Genomic DNA, 20,288 nt, shown 5'->3' on the forward strand with positions numbered 1-20,288 from the left:
GACAAAACGAGACATTTAAGGGGGATTATTGTGAACGAGAATTGGTTGTCACGTTATTTTCAATTTTCCGATCTAAAGACGACGTTAGGCCGTGAAACATTGGCCGGTTTGACCACTTTTATTTCCATGGCGTACATACTGTTCGTCAATCCAAGTGTTCTCAGCGCATCAGGTATGGATAAGGGTGCGGTATTCACAGCTACAGCGATTTCCAGTGCGCTTGGCTGCTTGATCATGGGTATTGTCGCTAAGTACCCGATTGCCATTGCTCCGGGTCTCGGTGTCAACGCATTCTTCGCTTATTCGGTATGTATCGGCATGAAGATTCCTTGGGAAACTGCGTTGGCTGGTGTATTCCTTGCTTCCGTTATCTTCTTTCTTATTACAATTTTCAAGCTTCGTGAAATTATTATTGACGCGATTCCGCAGAGCCTCAAGCTGGCAATGGCAGCAGGTATCGGACTTTTTATTGCATTCATCGGCCTTCATGAAGGCGGATTGATTGTTGCTGATAAAGCAACGACCGTTGCTTTTGGACCGCTGAATGTCGGCACGACATGGCTGACCATTTTCGGATTGATCGTAACGGTTATTCTGATGGTTCGCAAAGTTCCCGGCGCGATTTTCATCGGTATGGTATTGACTTCGATTGCTGGAATTATTTTCAAACTGATTCCGCTTCCGTCTCAGATTATCTCTACTGCGCCAAGCCTCACGCCGACCTTCGGCAAGGCGATTACACATGTTCCGGATATCAATACACTGCAACTCGGCGTTGTCGTTCTGACCTTCCTGCTTGTGACCTTCTTTGATACGGCAGGCACGTTGATTGGACTTGCTGAACAAGCCGGATTCATGAAGAATAATAAAATGCCGCGTGTCGGACAAGCACTGCTTGCTGACTCGACATCAATGCTTGCCGGTTCTGTACTTGGTACATCACCAACCTCTGCTTACATTGAATCATCAACAGGTATCGCTGTTGGCGGCCGCTCCGGATTCACTGCGGTTGTGACCGGTATTTTGTTCTTGGTCGGCATGCTGTTCTCGCCGCTGCTGTCCGTTGTAACGGCACAAGTGACGGCTCCGGCACTCATTATTGTCGGCGTACTGATGGCAAGCTCTTTGAAAAAGATTCCGTGGGACAAATTCGAAATTGCGGTTCCTGCATTTCTGACTGTACTTGGCATGCCGCTGACTTACAGTATTTCAGATGGTATCGCACTCGGTTTTATCCTTTACCCAATTACGATGATTACAGCCGGACGTTGGAAGGAAATTCACCCGATTGTCTACTTCCTGTTCTTCGTATTCATTGTCTTTTTCGCACTGATTTAAAAACGAGTAAATAAAAGTCTTCTCCATTTAACTATGGGGAAGATTTTTTTGTTTCCAATCACAAGGGTGATGCACTTCTTTATTGGATGGAAAACATCTTCACTTTCACCATTCGGTCTTGAGAGCGACGAGTCAGTCTTCACAATTTTTTAACTTCATCATGCCCTGAATATCGTTGCCTCATCGGAGACATGATAAGAATAACCCAATCTAAAGGACGTGAATGATAAATGACTGCGTTGATAATCACGGTTCTTTTCTGGCTGCTTGGTCTGGCAGTGCTGAGCGCGAGCTTTTTCCTGACGAAAGAAATGAAAGAAGCAGGGGAACATCTGCTTGAGGATGCCGCCCATGAGAAAGGCAAGGATGATTCCGCAAGTATCGCCATGGCAATCGAAGGTAAATTTCTTAGACGTATTCCCAGCTATATAATTCACATGGTGACAGGCGTCATCGGCGCCACGCTGCTTGCATTCGGTTTTGTCGCACTTGCCTTTTACTTTCATTGATGATGTACAGTCGAAGTCTGTCGAAGCAGCAAAAAAATTGATATAATGAATGTAGCTAATTTCGACCAGAAAAGGCATAGAATATGTACTTTGCCAAACCAAGATAAAGCGGTGAACGTATTTGAACAAGCGCAAAGCGAAGAGTTCTGATCAACGATCAAGCATTCCGCTACGAAAAAAGCAATTTATCGTTGGGGATCAAGAAACAATTACTCAATGTCTTGAACGCATGAAGCGCGAAGGCTACACGCCAATTAGGCGGACAGAGAAGCCGATCTTCCGTGAGACGCCATCCGGCCCAGAGTGTTTTGGCAGCCAATGTGTTTTGGAAGGAAAATACATTCCCAAAAAAGGCGAACAATAGCTTCTTTAAGCTCGGTTAATGTTCGATAATACGGTTGACACACTGCGAATATTGCTGATATGATGAGAGGGTCAAAAAAGAAAAGCGAACCCTCATATATTTTTGGGAATATGGCCCAACTGTTTCTACCTGGCGACCGGAAATTGCCGGACTATGAAGGGAAAATGGTAACGTTTTGTTTGAGGCCGCTGCCCGCGGTTAAAGACCAGACGGTTGTTTTCTCTTTGTTTTCAGGAAAACAGCTGTTCTGGGCTTTTTATTGTCTAGAATTTGAACGTGGTTCATAAAGTCGGGAAAAGATGGAAACAAAGATCCTGTCGATTCGGCACGAACTTTTGAAAAACTTTTTCCCAGGTTTTCGAAAATCCTCTATTGGGAGGCAGTATTGTGAGTCAAGCAGTAGTTGGTGTGATTATGGGAAGCAGCTCTGATTGGGAGACCATGAAGAATGCATGCGACATTTTGGATTTAATGGACATTCCTTATGAGAAAAAGGTTGTGTCAGCGCACCGCACACCGGATCTCATGTTTGACTACGCGGCAACTGCACGCGAACGCGGCTTAAAAGTAATTATTGCCGGAGCGGGTGGCGCGGCGCACTTACCGGGCATGACTGCGGCTAAGACGACCTTGCCGGTCATCGGTGTCCCTGTAAAATCGAGGGCGCTCAGCGGTATGGACTCATTATTATCCATTGTACAGATGCCGGCCGGCATTCCGGTGGCGACGGTAGCGATCGGGGCAACAGGTGCGACGAACGCCGGTCTACTCGCTGCTCAGATTCTTTCAGCATTTGATAGCGAATTGAAGGATCGATTAGAAGCTTATCGGGAATCTCTAGCCAAGAAGGCAAAGGAAAGTGATCTGAAATGAAGCAGAAAACGATCTTGCCGGGACAAACCATTGGCATTCTCGGCGGCGGCCAATTAGGACGGATGATGGCGATCAGCGCGAAACAAATGGGGTACAGAATCGCTGTTCTTGATCCAGTTAAGGATTGCCCATGCGCGCAAGTCGCGGATATCGCGATTGTTGCCGATTATGACGATCCTGAAGGCGCAAAGAAAATGGCTGAATGTGCCGATGTCGTGACTTATGAATTTGAAAATGTAGACGTTCAGACGGTGGACTACCTGCAGGAGAACAGTTATCTTCCTCAGGGCGGCCACCTGCTTGAAATAACCAAGGACAGGCTTAATGAAAAAGCGGCAATCTGCAGCGCAGGATTGCCGGTTGTTCCCTATATGCCTGTCCGTAATCATGATGAATTGAAAAAGGCTATTGCTGAAATTGGATTTCCTTCTGTATTGAAAACAACACAAGGCGGCTATGATGGCAAAGGGCAGTACGTTCTCAAATCAGAAACAGATTTAGAGGAAGCACTCCCTTACGTCGGAAAGACGCCTTTTGAACTCGAAAAATGGCTTCCGTTTGAAAAAGAAATTTCTGTTATTGTTGTGCGCAGCACCACAGGTGAAACATCTGTTTTTCCGGTTGCTGAAAACATACATCGTCATAATATTTTGCATCATACTCTAGTGCCGGCGAGAATATCAGACAGCCTCCGCGATGAAGCAACCGAACATGCCTTGCATCTTGCAGAAGCTCTCAAACTTGTCGGCACGCTTGCCGTTGAAATGTTTGTCGGCACGGACGGGAAGGTGTACGTCAATGAGACAGCACCGCGTCCGCATAATTCCGGGCATTTCTCAATTAATGCCTGCGAGACATCCCAGTTTGAACAGCATGTTCGTGCAATTTGCGGTCTGCCGCTATCCAGCACGCAGCTGCTCAAGCCGGTGATTATGATCAATATCCTTGGTGAGCATGTCCAGCCGGTTTTGGACAAAATTGATTTATTGACGTCCGCACATCTTCATCTCTATGGGAAGGACGCGGCGAAAACCGGACGTAAAATGGGTCACCTGACCATTCTTGGTGACACAGTTGATGAGGCAATTGAGCAAGCAGAGAGATTAGGGATATGGAAAATTGAACAGGAAGTGGGTAAGCATTCATGATTGATCGGTATACACGGCCGGAAATGGGCGCGATTTGGACAGAAGAAAACAGATACAAGGCATGGCTTGAGGTTGAAATTCTTGCCTGCGCAGGATGGTCTGAACTCGGAGAAATTCCAAAAGAAGATGTTGAAAAACTACGGAAAAACGCGACGTTTACCGTTGATCGGATTCATGAGATCGAACAACAAACCCGTCATGATGTGGTTGCCTTCACGCGAACGGTTTCAGAATCGCTTGGCGAAGAGAAAAAATGGGTGCATTACGGCTTAACCTCAACGGATGTCGTGGACACCGCTCAAGGGTATTTGCTAAGACAGGCGAACGAAATTTTATTAAAAGATATTGAACAGTTTATCGAAGTCATCCGCCAAAAGGCGAAAAAATATAAGAATACGGTCATGATGGGCCGTACGCATGGTGTTCACGCAGAACCGACAACCTTCGGCCTTGTTCTAGCGTTGTGGTATGAAGAAATGAAACGCAATTTGGAACGCTTCAAACGCGCAGCCGATGAAGTGCAATACGGCAAGATTTCCGGCGCGGTCGGCACCTATGCCAATATCGATCCCGCTGTTGAATCGTATGTCTGTAAACACCTCGGTATCAAGCCGGCACCAATTTCGACACAAGTATTGCAGCGTGATCGCCACGCGCATTACCTGTCTGTTCTGGCACTGATTGCTACGTCAATTGAGAAATTCGCGGTTGAAGTGCGCGGCTTGCAGCGTTCGGAAGTACGCGAAGTTGAAGAATATTTTGCCAAGGGTCAGAAAGGTTCATCGGCGATGCCGCATAAACGCAACCCGATCGGATCGGAAAATATGTGCGGCCTTGCACGCGTGATTCGCGGCTATATGCTGACTGCTTACGATGATGTGCCGCTTTGGCATGAACGCGATATTTCCCATTCTTCAGCGGAACGGATCATTCTTCCGGATGCAACCAGCGGATTGGATTATATGCTGAACCGTTTCTCAACAATCATTGAGAAACTAACCGTTTTCCCGGAAAATATGAAACGCAATATGAAGCGTACCTTCGGGCTGATTTTCTCGCAGCATGTGCTGCTCGCTTTGATTGAGAAAGGCATGAGCCGTGAGACGGCCTATGATATTGTTCAACCGAACGCAATGAAATCATGGGAGACGGAAACACCTTTTAAAGAAATCGTTGAAAGCGATGCGCGCATTACCAGTCAATTGACACAAGCGGAAATCGACGCCTGCTTCGATGAAACCTACCACCTGAAAAATGTTGACTTTATCTTTGAACGTTTAGGTTTGAACGACTAAATCTGTATCTTCAGCGAAAAGGGGAAAAACAAATGAGTCAGCTTTTATATGAAGGAAAAGCGAAAAAGATGTTCACGACTGATGACCCGAATGTGCTTCGTGTGGTCTACAAGAACGACGCGACTGCGTTTAACGGCCAGAAGAAAGCGCAATTTGAAGGAAAAGGTCGTTTGAATAACGCGATCTGCACAAAGATTTTTAAAATGCTGCAGAAGAAGGGCATCTCGACGCATTACATCGACACGATTTCCGAGACAGAGCAATTAGTCAAAGCGGTAAGCATTGTTCCGATCGAAGTGGTAGTTCGCAATGTCGTTGCCGGCAGCCTTTCAAAACGTCTGGGCGTTGATGAAGGCGAAACGCTTGGCCGTACAATCGTTGAGTTTTACTACAAAAGCGATGAACTCGGTGACCCAATGATCAACAGTGATCATGCATTGGCGATGGAACTCGCTACGAAAGAAGAACTCGCAGAAATTCGCCGCCTCGCCCTCAGCATTAATGAGTCACTGCAGGCATTCTTTGCAGAAGCGGGCATTTTGCTTGTCGACTTTAAAATCGAATTCGGCAAACTAAAAGAAACAGGCGCCATTGTTCTTGCTGATGAGATTTCACCGGACAGCTGTCGTCTGTGGGATAAAGAGACTCATGAAAAGCTTGACAAAGATGTTTTCCGCCGCAATATCGCTGATCTTCCTGAAACCTATGAAAAACTTCTTAAACGCTTGGAGGATGTCAAATGAAAAAGGTGAAGGTGTTTATTACTTTGAAAGAAAGCGTGCTTGATCCTCAAGGTCAGGCCGTGATGCAATCGCTGCATAATATGGATTACAAAAATGTTCAGGACGTGCGCATTGGTAAATATATTGAACTCCAAATGGATGACTCCGCGGATGTTGCCGAACAAGTGGATACAATCTGCGACAAGCTGCTTGCCAATACCGTAATTGAAAACTATCGCTATGAAGTCGAGGAGGAGGTACACTCGTGAAAACCGCAGTCATTGTTTTTCCCGGCTCCAACTGCGATCAAGACATGTACTATGCGATTAAGGATGGACTGGGTGAAGAAGTAGACTATGTGTGGCATGCGGAAACGTCGCTGGACGGCTATGACGCGATCATGATTCCGGGCGGCTTCTCCTATGGCGACTACTTACGATCAGGCGCGATCGCACGCTTCTCAGGCATTATGCCTGCTGTGATCAAGGCTGCTAAAGAAGGAAAACCGGTACTGGGTGTGTGCAACGGCTTTCAGATTCTGCTTGAAGCAGGTTTGCTTCCCGGCGCGATGTTGAAGAATCAGCACTTGAAATTCATTTGTGAAACCGTAAATCTTCAGGTTAAAAATAATGATACGCAATTTACGAAGTTCTACGCTAACGATGAAATCATCCGCATTCCGATCGCGCATGGCGAGGGCAATTACTTCTGTGACGATGCGACGCTCAAGGAATTGCAGGACAACAATCGGATTGTCTTCACCTATTCAGGAGAAAATCCGAACGGATCAAAAGCTGATATCGCCGGCATTATTAATGAAGCAGGCAACGTGCTCGGCATGATGCCGCACCCGGAACGCGCCGCTGACGCGCTGCTTGGCAGTGACGATGGTCTGCGCTTGTTCCAGTCAATCCTAAACCATTGGAGGGAATCTACTCATGCCGCTTACACATCTTGAACCATCACCAGAGCAGATTGAACAAGACAAAGTGTACCGAACAATGGGTCTTACTGAGGAAGAATATCAGAAGGTCAAGGATCTGCTCGGACGCAAGCCAAACTATACGGAGACCGGACTGTTTTCCGTGATGTGGTCGGAGCACTGCAGCTATAAGACATCGAAGCCGGTATTAAAATATTTCCCGACAACCGGCGAACATGTACTCCAGGGTCCCGGTGAAGGTGCCGGCATTGTTGACATTGGTGACGGGCAGGCGGTTGTTTTCAAAATCGAAAGTCATAACCACCCTTCAGCGATCGAGCCTTACCAAGGCGCGGCTACCGGTGTCGGCGGCATCATCCGCGATGTGTTCTCCATGGGCGCGCGTCCGGTAGCACTGCTTGATTCGCTGCGCTTTGGCGACTTGGACAGCTCACGTGTCCGCTACCTTTTTGAAGAAGTGGTCAGCGGGATTGCCGGATATGGAAACTGCATCGGTATCCCAACGGTCGGCGGTGAACTTCAATTTGATCCTTGCTATAACGGCAATCCGCTTGTTAACGCGATGTGCGTTGGTATTATGAGTCATGACGACATTCAAGTCGGCCAGGCACGCGGCATTGGCAATACAGTGATGTATGTCGGCGCGAGCACCGGGCGCGACGGCATTAACGGAGCGACCTTCGCTTCCGAAGAAATATCCGAAAAATCGGATGAAAAGCGTTCGGCGGTACAGGTTGGCGATCCGTTCATGGAAAAACTGCTTGTCGAGGCGTGCCTTGAATTAACCAAACATGACGCGCTTGTCGGCATTCAGGATATGGGCGCGGCTGGGCTTGTTTCCTCAGCGAGTGAAATGGCGGCTAAGGCCGGTGTCGGCATCCACATGAATCTTGACTTGATTCCGCAGCGGGAAACAGAAATGACGCCTTATGAAATGATGCTCTCCGAATCTCAGGAACGTATGCTGATCGTTATTAAGAAGGGCAGCGAGGAAGAGATCAAGGCAATTTTCGCACGCTGGGGACTTCACGCAGTCGCAGTAGGTGAAGTCATTGAGCAAGAGGTGCTCCGTCTTGAACATAAGGGCAAGATTGTAGCGGATGTTCCATCTGATTCTCTGGCATCCGCTCCTGTTCGCCACATGCCGTCCAAGGTTCCGGCAACTTATCTTGCGAATCAGGCGGCTCCGGCATGGAAGCCTGAAATTAATAATTACGCAAAAACGATTAACAAACTGCTCAGTCAGCCGACCTTAGCTTCAAAAGAATGGGTGACTCGTCAGTATGACTATATGGTGCAAACGAACACGGTTGTCGCACCGGGTTCCGACGCCGCGGTTGTCCGCGTGCGTGGCACAAAAAAAGGCCTTGCCATGACAACGGACTGCAATGCCAAGTACTTGGCGCTTGATCCGAATGTCGGCGGAAAAATCGCGGTTGCTGAAGCCGCAAGAAATATTGTCTGCTCCGGTGGACTGCCGCTCGCAATCACGGACTGCCTCAACTTCGGCAGTCCTGAGAATCCGGAAGTATTCTGGGAAATTGATGAATCCGTCAAAGGTATGGCTAACGCATGTGATGTTTTGAAAACGCCGGTTATCAGCGGCAACGTCTCCCTTTACAATGAGACGGATCGCGGCGCGATTGATCCAACCCCGGTTGTCGGTATGGTTGGTCTCGTTGAAGATCTTGATCATGTGATGACTGCGTCCTTCAAAAACGAAGGTGACGCGGTGTATGTCATCGGCGAAGCGAAGCCTGAATTCGGCGGCAGCGCCTTACAGATTCTGATTGATGGTGAAGTGAGCGGCAAAGCTCCGGCACTTGATCTTGAAGTGGAGAAGAGCCGTCAGGAAAAAGTTCTTGAAGCCATCAAATCAGGCTATCTCGCCTCGGCACACGATATTTCCGAAGGCGGTCTTGCCGTTGCCGTTGCTGAATCGGTATTCGGCACGGAACTCGGTTGTGACCTTAAGTTTGATACTGACCCTGCAGTTGAACTTTTTTCAGAAACTCAGTCACGTTATTTGGTTACTGTCCCTGAAGCGAAGAAGAAAGACTTTGAAGCATTAGTAAACGATGCTGTGTTTGTCGGCAATGTCACACGCAGTGAAACCATAAATCTAGCCTTTGCATCGTCAACCGTCACTCTGAATCGGAACGAACTCGAAAACGAATGGAGAGGGGCTCTGTCATGCATTATGTCGGCAAAGAACTGAATGAAGAATGCGCCGTCTTTGGAATTTGGGGTCATGAGAAAGCAGCAAAATTAGCCTACTACGGGCTGCACAGCATGCAGCATCGCGGCCAGGAAGGCGCGGGCATTGCGAGCACCGACGGTAAGGTCATCTATGATCATAAAGGTCTCGGTCTCGTAAATGATGTATTTGATAATGAAAAACTTGACGCGTTGGACAAAGGATTTGCTGCCATCGGGCATGTCCGCTATTCAACGCAAGGCGGCAATATCTATGCCAACGTTCAACCGCTTGTCTTCCGTTCGCAGAAAGATTCACTTTCCATTGCGCATAACGGAAACCTAGTCAATGCTCATAAATTGAAAGGCGAGCTTGAAGAACGTGGCAGTATTTTTCAGACGACTTCCGATACCGAAGTTATTGCTCACTTAATTAAACGAGATTATTCTGATAATTTTCTCGAAAGCGTTAAACATGCGCTTTCTATAATTAAAGGCGCCTACGCACTGACGATGCTTACAGAACACCAGTTAATCGCTGCGCTTGATCCGAACGGTCTGCGTCCGCTGTCACTCGGCAAACTCGGCAATGCTTGGGTTGTCGCCTCGGAAACATGCGCGTTCGATTTGATCGGCGCAAAATATGTTCGTGATGTGAAGCCGGGCGAAGTGATTGTGATTGACAATGAAGGCCTTCACTCTGACTTCTTCACTACTCGGACGGAACCGGCAATCTGCAGCATGGAATACATTTATTTCTCTCGCCCCGACAGCAATATTCAAGGCATTAATGTCCATGCCGCACGTAAGAATCTTGGACGCATGCTGGCACAAGAAGCGCCGATTGAGGCCGATGTGGTTACCGGTGTACCGGATTCAAGTATTTCCGCTGCAATTGGTTATGCCGAAGCAACAGGGATCCCTTACGAACTGGGTATGATCAAGAACCGCTATGTCGGACGGACCTTCATCCAGCCGTCTCAGGAACTGCGCGAACAAGGGGTAAAGATGAAGCTGTCTGCAGTGCGCGCTATTGTTGAGGGCAAACGTGTCGTGATGGTGGATGATTCAATCGTACGCGGGACAACCAGCCGCCGAATTGTCGGCATGCTGCGTGACGCGGGCGCGACCGAGGTTCATGTTCGGATCAGTTCACCGCCAATCACGCATCCATGTTTCTATGGCATCGATACATCAACGTCATCCGAATTAATTGCGTCTACGCATTCAGTAGAAGATATTCGTGAATTGATTGGCGCCGACTCACTTGTTTATTTAAGCCCTGAAGGATTGAAGAAAGCGATCGGGCGTGACCCGGCAATGAAGAATTGTGGACAGTGCATGGCTTGCTTCACCGGCAAGTACCCGACGGAAATTTATCCGGATACGGTTCTGCCGCATGAAAAAGAACTGCTTGTCTGAGGAGGACCATCATGGCGAACGCATATAAAAAAGCCGGTGTGAACATTGAAGCCGGCTACGAGACAGTAGGACGAATCAAGAAACATGTGCAGCGCACCTTCCGCCCGGAAGTCATGGACGGTCTTGGCGGATTTGGCGGTGCAATTGACTTATCGCAACTGAATTTAAAGGAACCAGTGCTTGTATCAGGAACGGACGGCGTCGGCACAAAATTGATGATCGCCATCGCGACCGATCGCCACGATACGGTCGGCATCGACGCCGTGGCGATGTGCGTGAACGATATCATCACACAAGGTGCAGAACCGATTTACTTTCTCGATTACTTGGCCTGCTCCGCGCTGAAGCCGGAAAAAGCGGAAGCGATTGTCAAAGGGATCGCAGACGGCTGTGCGCAGGCAGGCTGTGCGCTGATCGGTGGCGAAACAGCAGAGATGCCAGGCATGTATGACGAAAACGATTACGATATTGCCGGATTTTCTGTCGGCGCCGTTGAAAAGGCAAACATGATCAAGCCCGATCGGGTAAAGGACGGCGACCTCTTAATCGGGCTCACGTCAAGCGGCATTCACAGCAACGGATTTTCACTTGTCCGCAAGCTTGTTGCCGATGCCGGGTTAACCTATGCCGACACCTATTCACCTGATTCGGAAAAGACTGTTGGCGAGGTTTTGCTGACACCGACGAAGATTTACGTGAAACCGGTGCTTGATCTGCTGAAAACGGTAGACGTTCACGGTATTGCGCATATTACGGGCGGAGGATTCTATGAAAATGTGCCGCGTATGTTCCCAGAGGGATTGACGGCGAAAATGGACGTTTCAGCATGGAAACGTCCGGCGGTGTTCGATTGGTTAAAAGAATTGGGCAAATTGCAGCTCGATGACATGTTCCATACGTTTAACATGGGACTCGGTATGGTGCTGGCGGTTGCTCCGGAGGATGCTGATAAAGCTCTGGCAGTACTGAAGGTCTCCGGTGAAACGCCGATCATCGTGGGAAAAGTTGTCGAAGGTCATGAACTGACGCTGGTGAATTGTGATGAAGCATAAAATAGCGGTTTTCGCATCAGGACATGGTACCAATTTTATTGCGATCAATGAAGCGATTCAAGCGGGACGTATTCCTGCGACCATCGAACTGCTCGTCTGCGATCAGCCGGGAGCGGCTGTTATTGAACGAGCAAAGCAAGCCGGTGTGCCGGTCTTGGTGGTTTCCAGAAAAGACTACCCATCAAAGGCTGCCTTTGAACAAGTGATTGCCGACGCATGCAAGGAACACGATGTCGCGTATATTTTTCTGGCAGGTTACATGCGGATTCTCGGCAAGGTCATGCTTGCCGCGTATCCGCACCGGATTATTAACATTCATCCATCATTGCTGCCCTCGTTTACCGGACTGGATGCGATCGGTCAAGCCTTCAATAAAGGCGTTAAGATCACAGGTATCACGATCCATTATGTGGATGAAGGCATGGACACAGGTCCGATCATTGCCCAAGCCGCCGTTCCGGTGGAAGATGACGATACAGTTGAGACGCTCGAAGCACGCATTCATGAAACAGAACACAAGCTTTATCCGGCAACCATTGCCAAATTGCTAAGTGAATAAAAAATTTAATTTAAAGTAGTTCAAAAAGGAGGACAAAAAGGGCCGAGGTCAGGCAAATCGCCACGTCCTGTGGCATGCCTGACACTAGCTCGTCCTTAGCGTCGAAGATCAAGGAAGCGCAGTTTTGAGCTACCTGCGCGTACTTTCACAGGACGTGATGACTTCAACGTTGTGCACAGGACGTACTTTCACACGACGTGATGGCTTTCGCGTTGCGTACAGGACGTACGCGTTATTAGCGAAAGGTCATGTTACTTAGTTGAAGTTCCCCTGTTGATACGTGAGGAGCGGAGAAACAAGCTGACACAGAACTTCCGCAGGATGCGGTGACTTCTGCGTTGTGTACAGGACGTACACGTTTCTAGCAGAAGATCCTCAGTACCTTTTTCCCGGACTTTTTGAACATCCTCTAAGATATAGAATCTATGGATTGAAAATAGAAAGGAAGTAGCGAAGTGGCAAAACGAGCATTAGTCAGTGTTTCTGATAAGACAGGGCTTATTGATTTTGTGAAAAAATTGGTGGACGCCGGTATTGAAATTATCTCAACCGGCGGTACGAAAAAAGCGATCGAAAATGCAGGTATTCCGGTCATGTCGATCAGCGAAATCACAGATTTTCCGGAAATTCTTGACGGACGCGTAAAGACGCTGCATCCGGCAGTTCACGGCGGTCTTCTAGCGGTTCGTGATAAAAAAGAACATATGGATGCGATCAAAGGTCTCGGCATCCAACCGATTGATTTTGTGGTTGTGAACCTTTATCCATTCAAAGAAACCATTTCCAAACCGGATGTTGCTTATGATGATGCCGTTGAGAACATTGATATTGGCGGTCCAAGCATGCTTCGCTCCGCAGCGAAGAATCATCGCAGCGTTACCGTTGTCTGCGATCCTGCAGATTATGATTTGGTTGCCGAAAGTCTCGATGCGAATGCCGATGTTCCGTTTGAACTGAAACAAAAGCTGGCAGCAAAGGTTTTCCGACACACCGCGGCTTATGACGCTTTGATCGCTGACTACTTTACCAAGCAAGTCGGCGAAGAATTCCCGGAAAAGCTGACCCTGACTTACGAAAAGAAACAGCCGCTTCGTTACGGTGAAAATCCGCATCAGATGGCTGCATTCTACAGTGATCCGATTGAGGATGAATCGACCATCGCAGCTGCGAAACAACTTCATGGCAAAGAACTTTCTTATAACAACATCCGTGATGCCGATGCGGCGCTTGGTATTATTAAAGAATTCAAACAGCCGGCCGCGGTTGCTGTCAAACATATGAACCCATGTGGCATTGGCATTGGCGAATCTGTCAATGAAGCTTATGATAAAGCTTATGAAGCTGATCCTATTTCAATTTTTGGCGGAATAGTCGCGCTGAACCGTGAAGTGGACGCAGCACTGGCTGAGAAGCTGCACAGCATTTTTCTCGAAATTATCATTGCACCGTCTTATTCCGAAGAAGCCATCGCTATTTTGGAACATAAGAAGAAAAACCTGCGCTTACTGCAAGTCGACATGAGTGATGAACCACAGGATTTTACTCAGTACACCTCCGTCCGCGGCGGCATGCTTGTTCAAGATCTGGATACGAAGGGCTACGCGGATATTGAAGAAAATCTAAAAGTAGTTACCGACCGTAAACCGACTGAAGCAGAAATGGAAAGCCTGAAGTTTGCTTGGACGATTGTAAAACACGTGAAATCCAATGCCATTGCACTTGTGAATGACGGGCTGATGGTCGGCATGGGTGGCGGCCAGACAAACCGTGTCGGTGCGGCGAAAATTGCGCTTGAAGAAGCGGGAGAAAAAACAAAAGGTGCGGTTCTGTCATCAGATGCGTATTTCCCAATGAATGATACCGTTGAAGAAGCTGCTAAGGCAGGTATCACCGCGATTATTCAGCCGGGCGGATCGATTCGTGATCAAGAATCCATCGACATGGCCAACAAGTATAACATTGCGATGGTATTCACCGGCATGCGCCACTTCAAACATTAATTTCATTCGCTGTTGAAAGGGGAACGATCATGAATGTGTTGATTGTCGGCGGCGGTGGCCGCGAACACGCGATGGCATGGAAAGCATCGCAAAGCAAGCTTGTTGAAAAAGTTTACGTTGCACCAGGCAGTGATGGTATGGCATCGGTTGCCGAATGCGTGCCAATTGATGTTATGGACTTCAAAGCACTTGCGACTTTTGCCAAAGATCATGATGTCGCGCTGACGCTTGTCGGTCCGGAACAGCCACTCGTCGGCGGGATTGTCGATGTTTTCACGGCGAATGGTCTGAAGGTTTTCGGACCTTCGAAAGCTGCGGCTCAGATTGAGGGAAGCAAAGCTTTCGCAAAGGCGATCATGGAAAAATATCAGATTCCGACCTCACATTATCAGACTTTTACCGATTATCAAGAGGCTAGTGATTATCTTCAGAAGGTCGGCGCTCCGATCGTTCTAAAAGCAGATGGCCTCGCTGCCGGAAAAGGCGTCATCGTCGCATTAACGATGGCTGAAGCCGAAGACGGTCTGAAAATGATTATGAAGGACAAAAAGTTTGCGGATGCCGGATCGCGCGTCGTCATAGAAGAATATCTTGAAGGCGAAGAGTTTTCGCTAATGGCCTTGGTGAACGGGAATAAAGTTGTTCCGCTCGCCATCGCACAGGATCACAAGCGTGCATTTGAGGGCGATAAAGGTCCGAATACCGGTGGAATGGGTGCCTATTCACCGGTTCCGCAGATCGCTCAGTCCATTGTGGACGAGGCAGTGAAAACTATCTTGCAGCCGACCGCGGATGGCATGGTATCCGAAGGCTTCACGTTTGCAGGTGTGCTCTATGCCGGATTGATTTTGACTACGGCCGGTCCGAAGGTGATCGAATTCAATTGCCGCTTTGGTGATCCGGAGACACAGGTCGTTCTGCCGCGCCTGGAATCAGATTTCGTCCAAACGGTGCTTGATGTTTTGGACGGCAACCAACCCAAGCTCGCATGGAGTGAAAAAACAGCCGTCGGCGTTGTGCTCGCGTCAAGCGGATATCCGGGCAGCTACGAAAAAGGCCGGAAACTTGGCGACCTCGCCGCGCTACCGGAAGACGCACTGCTTTTCCATGCCGGAACAAAAAAATCCGCTACGGACTGGCTGACCAACGGCGGCCGTGTGCTGCTCGTTACACGGCTCGGCGATGATCTGCGCTCGGCTCGCGACGCAGTCAATAAGGATCTCGAAAGCATCCAAACCGATGCCGTGTTCTTCCGAAAGGACATCGGGCATCACGCACTGGAAGCTTCGGAATAATCGATTAGTAATAAAAACTGTCTTTGCCTAAAGAGGTGAAGACAGTTTTTTTGATACTCGTGTTTAAATTGTTGGGATTGTTGAATTGTTTGGTGACAATCGGTTACAATTAAGTTAAGGAGGCTGAAGAGATGATGAGAACAATAGATTACGATCAAATTGAAATGTGGGAAAGCGTTCAAACCTTGTCAAAAATTAATCGAGAACAGGCAATAGTTGTGCTCAAAGTCGCTATTGAACGATCTTTTCGTCAAGTTGGTATTGTTCTTCCTAATTTATCCGGCCAATCACTGAAATTACCAGAACAAGATGAATTAAACCAGTTGAAACAGCTTGAAAAAAAGTTAAACAACGCTGCTGAGCAACAGAAAATTAACGATGATTTATTAGCGGAATATATAGACGGATTGATCCAATTGACGGCGAATAACCGGCCGCAGTTCAGAAAAGCAGTCACTGCTTCATTATTGAAGCAAACAAGAATAAAACGGAGAATCAATCGAACAGCACATATGCAACCAATTATGATCTCATCATTAAAAGGAGAAACAAAACCATTTTATACACCTAAAGAGGTCGGGAAAAAACTGGGATTGAGCGATCAAACGATTCGCCGACTCTGTGAGAAGGGAAAATTTTCAGAGGCATATCAAACGGAAGGCGGACATTGGCGAATTCCTCGCGATGCATTTATCACCACAAACAAACAAGATGAGCAAGCAGAGACAGTTCTGCAGAGGATTGATAAAAAAAATCGCCGGGGTGGGGATGTCGATGAATTTAATTTATGATGTAAAAATTCCTCCGAAAGTTTTTATAGATACAACTGTATTGTGCGGCGCAATACGAGTCGATGGGATTAATCGACGAATTCTAAAGGCCGCACGGTATCCAAATTTTTTTGTTCCGGTTTTTTCAAGGGTCTGTCTCTTTGAATTCATGAATCATGCATTAGAAGGATTAGGAAAAGGAATAAATAGAGTCGCCTATACACCTGCAGAGATTGATGAATTTCTGCAGATTTTTTTAAATCCAATTTTTGAGCATTATACCAAGTTGCCTGTAAATAGTTTAGTCGGACGTTACAGTTCGGAAACAATAATGAGAGAAAATTTGCCGATTGGACAGGTTCTTATAGAATTAAGCCGATGTTCAGAAGAAGAAGCAAGAAAAATTGCTCAATCTCAAGAAATGAGCAAACCGCTGTCAGTATTTGACCAAAATGATTTTCATGTTTGGGTCACAGCCATTCGTGAAAATTGCCAATACATAGTAACAACCAATCACCAGCGTTTCCCCGAACAAATCGGCACGATCAAACGGATTCACCCGAGTGAATTCTATGAACAGCTCATCAATCCTTAATACGATTCAAAGGATCGTCTCCAGTTTCACGACCATCTGTAAATACTTGGTAATCTCTTAACAACGTCAGCCATGCCAGATGTTCACAAAGCATTTTGAGCGATCAATATTTTTTACGAATGATCTGCCAGTAAACGAGCCCAGCGAATACGGTTAAAGACAGTGATGTTGTGAGGCATATTCTTAAAAAGACGTAATTCAGAGTTCGCCAACTTGTATAAAGAATAATTAAGGACAATAAGCCGAGTAGGAATACAAATAAAAATCGAAAAAGCTGATAAGCCATAAACACGGCACGTTCGTCTTTGCCTTCTTTAGCGACCGAAAGGACAAGACCAATGACCGCAAAAAATGCCGCGATAGTCAAGCTGTTCGTAAACATGATAATCTTCTCCATTATTTGCTTTCCTCCTTGTATTGAAACACCTGAGTTATAGCAACATCTAATACCTTTGCTATTTTAAAAGCCAGAACTAAAGATGGGGAATACTTTTTGTTTTCAAGCGAAAGGATTGTTTGTCTGCTTACACCAGCTTTCTCAGCTAAATCTTTCTGAGTCATTTTGCGTTCTGCCCGCAAGACAGCAATTCGATTCGTTAATTGCTGACTTTTTTCGTTCATCAGTATTTTTCATCTCCTAAGCATAGAATTTAAATGTAACATCATTAATGTAATGAAAACTTTACTTTGTGTCAAGTTTGTTTTACCTTGACAAACAGATTATTCACCTTAGTCTGGGAAATCAATAAGGTGAGATTGGATAATGAATCTTTTATTTATGGATACCTTGGAGTACTTATCATTTCTGTTCTTATTATTATATGGAACACCATTCATGGAAAACCTTATTCAGATTTAAGTTCAATTATCTGTGCATCGATTGCCAGTGCGTCATTTTTTAAATACAAAAAGAATAAACGGATGAGATCGCTTTTTGCCGGACTGCTTGCTGCCTCTGCTTCTATCGCTTGTTTAATTCTGTATTTTGCATTTGGTGCTTGATTTATGAACAACGAAAATGGAAAACTGATCCTAAAAAATAGATTGAGAGTTGCAAGAGCAGAAAAAAATATCTCACAGCAGGAACTTGCTCATCTGGTCGGGGCATCAAGGCAAACGATTAGTGCGATCGAAAACGGACAATTTAATCCATCTGCAAAGCTGGCACTCATATTGTGCATTGCGTTAGATAAAAAATTTGAAGAGCTTTTTTATTTCTAAAAAATCACCCAATGTAGAATTAAAGTATGGCAGAGTAGATTTTGCAACAAAACGATCTGCAAAAAACGTAAAGAGGTATCCGTGTAATGGATACCTCTTTGACGTTCAGTTCTTATTATTTCGGGCAACAATTAGAAAGCGGTGCTCGTTCGTTTGTACATATCCTTGCCGTTCAATCTGTTTGTGCAGCAAATATAGCGTGTCAAAACAGCGTTCTACTGAAAATCCAGGGAATTCCCATGAAATGATCGTGGCATAATACACGATGGCCCCAACATCATAAAAACGCAGATAAGGAAAATACTCAAACTGTTGCTCAATTTTAAAACCAGCCTGTTTTAAGTCCCCGACCACTTGTCTCAATGTATTATGCGGATAAGGGCGCTGATACTCCGGAATTAATCGCTTGGATAACGTATAGTTGTTATCCGCACCCACCTGTTTCGTGATAAACAAACCATTAGGCTTTAAAGTCCGTTTAATATCACTTATGTTCATACCTGTATGCTGATTGATAATGAGATCAAACGTATGATCCGGACAGGGAATATCTCCTTCATTCTCATTCTTATGAATGTGTATCCCTAATGGAGCGAGACGCTTCTCAATTAACTGTATGTTAGGAGCCCAGGCTTCTGTAACCGAGGTATTGTGATAGGGGTGACGCAAAGAGAGCAGGAATTCTCCGCCGCCGGTTCCCATATCAAGTAATTTGTCCGTTGGATTTAAACGGGCCAATACTATTTTTCGATAACTCCATGGTAGATGTTCACTTTCCCATCTTCCCTTAAGGTGTGAAAAATTCCACCCTTGAAAATCAGCCTTTTCTTCCTGCTGCCACAATCTTTTTAAAGTATGTTTATCCATATAACTACGCCTCCGTTTTCATTTGATAACATGGAACGGTGCAGTTAACTGCTCACCTATTTTTTATTGAGCTATTACTCGATCCAGACGGTAAGCAGATTAAATGAACTGCACCGAGTAGCTACCTAGCTTCAGAATCATGTTTTAACCTCCTATTTATAATTATAATAGCACGAGCAATAAGTCGTTTGGATTCTACTGAAACTGATTTGGCGATTTCTTCACGCTGGTCTCATGGAAAGTGGATCGCGACGAGCTGAAAGGGGCTCTGGTGCCTTTCCCAGAGTAAATGATGCACCGTGCTGTTCCAAATCAAGCGCTCACCCGCTGGAGCCTGAAAAGCTGGCTTCAACAGTATGAGCGCGTCTGCACGCAAAAAAATAGCTCCTCCTCCTTCGATGCTATAGCTTTTGCTGAATCAAAGTAATATAGGTTAAAATAAATATTTTTTATGATTTTGTATAAGTTTACTTTACTTTTGTGAGGGTAATATTATAATTTTATTTAAGAGGTGATGGTTGTGAAGAAAGATTTTGGTGATTCGATATCAAATAAAGTTTATGAACATCGTGTACTTGCCAGATTGTCTCAGCAAGAATTAGCAGAGAAAGTCGGGGTTTCCAAACAAACCATCTTCGTAATGGAAAAAGGAAATTATATTCCGACTCTGCTGTTAGCTTTTCGAATTGCCGAATTTTTTAATGTTGATGTAAACGATATTTTTACTTATGTGAGAGGAAATGATCAAAATGAAAATTAAGTAGTTGAGACCGTATAATTGTGTAAAAAGGGTTATCTGAATAAGAGGAATCGACGGGCGTGCGTTCTGTTTTTCCGGAGGGTGGGCCGGCCCACCCTCCGGAAAAACAGCGGGATTCGTCTTCTCTGCTCCCTCATTTTTTTCATAGAAAATGAGCCGGAGCCCATCATCTCAGTTAGAATAGAGTTGTCTAAAACCAAATTCTAAAGGAGAGACTCAGGGATGGCTCAATTACAGATTACTCTAAATGAACAACTTCTGCATCAATTATTTCTTGGAGATTCTAAGGAATCCGGCGTCGACGCGCTTTTGGAGGCGATCCTCAATCAGGTGCTGCAGGCACAGGCTGGCGAACAGGT

General features: G+C 46.2%; 23 protein-coding genes, 1 pseudogene and 1 riboswitch. Of the genes and pseudogenes, 21 read left to right on the forward strand and 3 right to left on the reverse strand.

What is annotated here, in order from left to right; translation table 11 throughout:
* The first annotated feature begins 45 nt into the window (after positions 1-45).
* The 17 genes from BM003_RS10705 (at position 46) to BM003_RS10785 (ending at position 17,081) form a co-directional block, all read left to right on the forward strand.
* A complete protein-coding gene (locus tag BM003_RS10705; RefSeq protein ID WP_177184754.1) occupies positions 46-1,338 on the forward strand; it encodes an NCS2 family permease in 1,293 nt (430 codons plus the stop codon).
* Positions 1,339-1,568: 230 nt separating this feature from the next.
* Complete coding sequence (locus BM003_RS10710) at positions 1,569-1,847, forward strand: hypothetical protein (protein WP_093672911.1); 279 nt, start codon at positions 1,569-1,571, stop codon at positions 1,845-1,847.
* Positions 1,848-1,968: 121 nt separating this feature from the next.
* Entirely contained in the window at positions 1,969-2,211 is a 243-nt protein-coding gene (locus BM003_RS10715; protein ID WP_245734214.1) for an NETI motif-containing protein, read from the forward strand.
* 72 nt (positions 2,212-2,283) lie between these two features.
* Positions 2,284-2,385: riboswitch (purine riboswitch) on the forward strand.
* Positions 2,386-2,625: 240 nt separating this feature from the next.
* On the forward strand, positions 2,626-3,084 hold the full coding sequence (gene purE, locus BM003_RS10720; RefSeq protein ID WP_093672963.1) for a 5-(carboxyamino)imidazole ribonucleotide mutase: 459 nt from the start codon (positions 2,626-2,628) through the stop codon (positions 3,082-3,084).
* Positions 3,081-4,232, forward strand: coding sequence for a 5-(carboxyamino)imidazole ribonucleotide synthase (gene purK, locus BM003_RS10725; protein WP_093672913.1), 1,152 nt, complete (start codon positions 3,081-3,083; stop codon positions 4,230-4,232). The genes purE and purK overlap by 4 nt, the downstream gene beginning before the upstream one ends.
* A complete protein-coding gene (purB, locus tag BM003_RS10730; protein WP_093672915.1) occupies positions 4,229-5,527 on the forward strand; it encodes an adenylosuccinate lyase in 1,299 nt (432 codons plus the stop codon). Before purK ends, purB begins: the two co-directional genes overlap by 4 nt.
* Before the next feature lie 32 nt (positions 5,528-5,559).
* Positions 5,560-6,270, forward strand: a complete 711-nt coding sequence (gene purC, locus BM003_RS10735; RefSeq protein WP_093672917.1) for a phosphoribosylaminoimidazolesuccinocarboxamide synthase — start codon at positions 5,560-5,562, stop codon at positions 6,268-6,270.
* On the forward strand, positions 6,267-6,518 hold the full coding sequence (gene purS / locus BM003_RS10740; RefSeq protein ID WP_093672919.1) for a phosphoribosylformylglycinamidine synthase subunit PurS: 252 nt from the start codon (positions 6,267-6,269) through the stop codon (positions 6,516-6,518). Before purC ends, purS begins: the two co-directional genes overlap by 4 nt.
* Positions 6,515-7,207 carry a phosphoribosylformylglycinamidine synthase subunit PurQ gene (purQ, locus tag BM003_RS10745; protein ID WP_093672921.1) on the forward strand — a complete coding sequence of 231 codons (693 nt, stop codon included), beginning with the start codon at positions 6,515-6,517 and terminating at the stop codon, positions 7,205-7,207. The genes purS and purQ overlap by 4 nt, the downstream gene beginning before the upstream one ends.
* On the forward strand, positions 7,188-9,410 hold the full coding sequence (gene purL, locus BM003_RS10750; protein ID WP_093672923.1) for a phosphoribosylformylglycinamidine synthase subunit PurL: 2,223 nt from the start codon (positions 7,188-7,190) through the stop codon (positions 9,408-9,410). Before purQ ends, purL begins: the two co-directional genes overlap by 20 nt.
* Complete coding sequence (gene purF, locus BM003_RS10755; protein WP_093672925.1) at positions 9,386-10,810, forward strand: amidophosphoribosyltransferase; 1,425 nt, start codon at positions 9,386-9,388, stop codon at positions 10,808-10,810. The genes purL and purF overlap by 25 nt, the downstream gene beginning before the upstream one ends.
* An 11-nt stretch (positions 10,811-10,821) precedes the next feature.
* Entirely contained in the window at positions 10,822-11,862 is a 1,041-nt protein-coding gene (gene purM / locus BM003_RS10760; protein WP_093672927.1) for a phosphoribosylformylglycinamidine cyclo-ligase, read from the forward strand.
* On the forward strand, positions 11,852-12,421 hold the full coding sequence (purN, locus tag BM003_RS10765; protein WP_093672929.1) for a phosphoribosylglycinamide formyltransferase: 570 nt from the start codon (positions 11,852-11,854) through the stop codon (positions 12,419-12,421). The genes purM and purN overlap by 11 nt, the downstream gene beginning before the upstream one ends.
* 455 nt (positions 12,422-12,876) lie before the next feature.
* A complete protein-coding gene (gene purH / locus BM003_RS10770; protein ID WP_093672931.1) occupies positions 12,877-14,421 on the forward strand; it encodes a bifunctional phosphoribosylaminoimidazolecarboxamide formyltransferase/IMP cyclohydrolase in 1,545 nt (514 codons plus the stop codon).
* Positions 14,422-14,450: 29 nt separating this feature from the next.
* Positions 14,451-15,716 carry a phosphoribosylamine--glycine ligase gene (purD, locus tag BM003_RS10775; protein ID WP_093672933.1) on the forward strand — a complete coding sequence of 422 codons (1,266 nt, stop codon included), beginning with the start codon at positions 14,451-14,453 and terminating at the stop codon, positions 15,714-15,716.
* A gap of 131 nt (positions 15,717-15,847) precedes the next feature.
* Positions 15,848-16,507, forward strand: a complete 660-nt coding sequence (locus tag BM003_RS10780; RefSeq protein WP_093672935.1) for a helix-turn-helix domain-containing protein — start codon at positions 15,848-15,850, stop codon at positions 16,505-16,507.
* Entirely contained in the window at positions 16,491-17,081 is a 591-nt protein-coding gene (locus tag BM003_RS10785) for a PIN domain-containing protein (protein ID WP_093672937.1), read from the forward strand. The genes BM003_RS10780 and BM003_RS10785 overlap by 17 nt, the downstream gene beginning before the upstream one ends.
* A 103-nt stretch (positions 17,082-17,184) precedes the next feature.
* Here BM003_RS10785 and BM003_RS10790 read toward each other — a convergent pair whose 3' ends face one another.
* Together BM003_RS10790 and BM003_RS10795 are read right to left on the reverse strand one after the other, a co-directional pair.
* Entirely contained in the window at positions 17,185-17,478 is a 294-nt protein-coding gene (locus BM003_RS10790) for a hypothetical protein (RefSeq protein WP_093672939.1), read from the reverse strand.
* The gene (locus tag BM003_RS10795) at positions 17,478-17,702 is read right to left on the reverse strand and encodes a helix-turn-helix transcriptional regulator (RefSeq protein WP_093672941.1); all 225 of its coding nucleotides are present in this window, start codon (positions 17,700-17,702) and stop codon (positions 17,478-17,480) included. Before BM003_RS10795 ends, BM003_RS10790 begins: the two co-directional genes overlap by 1 nt.
* 129 nt (positions 17,703-17,831) lie before the next feature.
* Between BM003_RS10795 and BM003_RS10800 the strand changes: the two genes are divergently transcribed.
* Positions 17,832-18,083 (forward strand): DUF6442 family protein, encoded by a 252-nt coding sequence (locus BM003_RS10800; protein ID WP_093672943.1) that lies wholly within the window; start codon positions 17,832-17,834, stop codon positions 18,081-18,083.
* Between the two features lie 3 nt (positions 18,084-18,086).
* Positions 18,087-18,302 (forward strand): helix-turn-helix transcriptional regulator, encoded by a 216-nt coding sequence (locus tag BM003_RS10805; protein ID WP_093672945.1) that lies wholly within the window; start codon positions 18,087-18,089, stop codon positions 18,300-18,302.
* A gap of 105 nt (positions 18,303-18,407) precedes the next feature.
* Here BM003_RS10805 and BM003_RS10810 read toward each other — a convergent pair whose 3' ends face one another.
* On the reverse strand, positions 18,408-19,169 hold the full coding sequence (locus tag BM003_RS10810) for a class I SAM-dependent methyltransferase (RefSeq protein WP_093672947.1): 762 nt from the start codon (positions 19,167-19,169) through the stop codon (positions 18,408-18,410).
* A gap of 514 nt (positions 19,170-19,683) precedes the next feature.
* On the opposite strand from BM003_RS10810, the gene BM003_RS10815 reads away from it, so the two are divergent.
* The gene (locus tag BM003_RS10815) at positions 19,684-19,929 is read left to right on the forward strand and encodes a helix-turn-helix transcriptional regulator (RefSeq protein WP_093672949.1); all 246 of its coding nucleotides are present in this window, start codon (positions 19,684-19,686) and stop codon (positions 19,927-19,929) included.
* A gap of 222 nt (positions 19,930-20,151) precedes the next feature.
* Positions 20,152-20,288: pseudogene (locus tag BM003_RS17955) on the forward strand (IS256 family transposase); the annotation flags it as partial.

Source organism: Sporolactobacillus nakayamae (genome assembly GCF_900113325.1).
In the GTDB taxonomy this organism is placed as follows: Bacteria; Bacillota; Bacilli; order Bacillales; family Sporolactobacillaceae; genus Sporolactobacillus; species Sporolactobacillus nakayamae.

Excerpts from the sequence above, each read along its gene's own strand:
- BM003_RS10710 (WP_093672911.1), top strand. The coding sequence starts at position 1,569 with ATGACTGCGTTGATAATCACGGTTCTTTTCTGGCTGCTTGGTCTGGCA.
- purE (WP_093672963.1), top strand. The coding sequence starts at position 2,626 with ATGGGAAGCAGCTCTGATTGGGAGACCATGAAGAATGCATGCGACATT.
- purK (WP_093672913.1), top strand. The coding sequence starts at position 3,081 with ATGAAGCAGAAAACGATCTTGCCGGGACAAACCATTGGCATTCTCGGC.
- purB (WP_093672915.1), top strand. The coding sequence starts at position 4,229 with ATGATTGATCGGTATACACGGCCGGAAATGGGCGCGATTTGGACAGAA.
- purC (WP_093672917.1), top strand. The coding sequence starts at position 5,560 with ATGAGTCAGCTTTTATATGAAGGAAAAGCGAAAAAGATGTTCACGACT.
- purS (WP_093672919.1), top strand. The coding sequence starts at position 6,267 with ATGAAAAAGGTGAAGGTGTTTATTACTTTGAAAGAAAGCGTGCTTGAT.
- purL (WP_093672923.1), top strand. The coding sequence starts at position 7,188 with ATGCCGCTTACACATCTTGAACCATCACCAGAGCAGATTGAACAAGAC.
- purF (WP_093672925.1), top strand. The coding sequence starts at position 9,386 with ATGCATTATGTCGGCAAAGAACTGAATGAAGAATGCGCCGTCTTTGGA.
- purM (WP_093672927.1), top strand. The coding sequence starts at position 10,822 with ATGGCGAACGCATATAAAAAAGCCGGTGTGAACATTGAAGCCGGCTAC.
- purN (WP_093672929.1), top strand. The coding sequence starts at position 11,852 with ATGAAGCATAAAATAGCGGTTTTCGCATCAGGACATGGTACCAATTTT.
- purD (WP_093672933.1), top strand. The coding sequence starts at position 14,451 with ATGAATGTGTTGATTGTCGGCGGCGGTGGCCGCGAACACGCGATGGCA.
- BM003_RS10780 (WP_093672935.1), top strand. The coding sequence starts at position 15,848 with ATGATGAGAACAATAGATTACGATCAAATTGAAATGTGGGAAAGCGTT.
- BM003_RS10785 (WP_093672937.1), top strand. The coding sequence starts at position 16,491 with ATGAATTTAATTTATGATGTAAAAATTCCTCCGAAAGTTTTTATAGAT.
- BM003_RS10790 (WP_093672939.1), bottom strand. The coding sequence starts at position 17,478 with ATGGAGAAGATTATCATGTTTACGAACAGCTTGACTATCGCGGCATTT.
- BM003_RS10795 (WP_093672941.1), bottom strand. The coding sequence starts at position 17,702 with ATGAACGAAAAAAGTCAGCAATTAACGAATCGAATTGCTGTCTTGCGG.
- BM003_RS10805 (WP_093672945.1), top strand. The coding sequence starts at position 18,087 with ATGAACAACGAAAATGGAAAACTGATCCTAAAAAATAGATTGAGAGTT.
- BM003_RS10810 (WP_093672947.1), bottom strand. The coding sequence starts at position 19,169 with ATGGATAAACATACTTTAAAAAGATTGTGGCAGCAGGAAGAAAAGGCT.
- BM003_RS10815 (WP_093672949.1), top strand. The coding sequence starts at position 19,684 with ATGGTTGTGAAGAAAGATTTTGGTGATTCGATATCAAATAAAGTTTAT.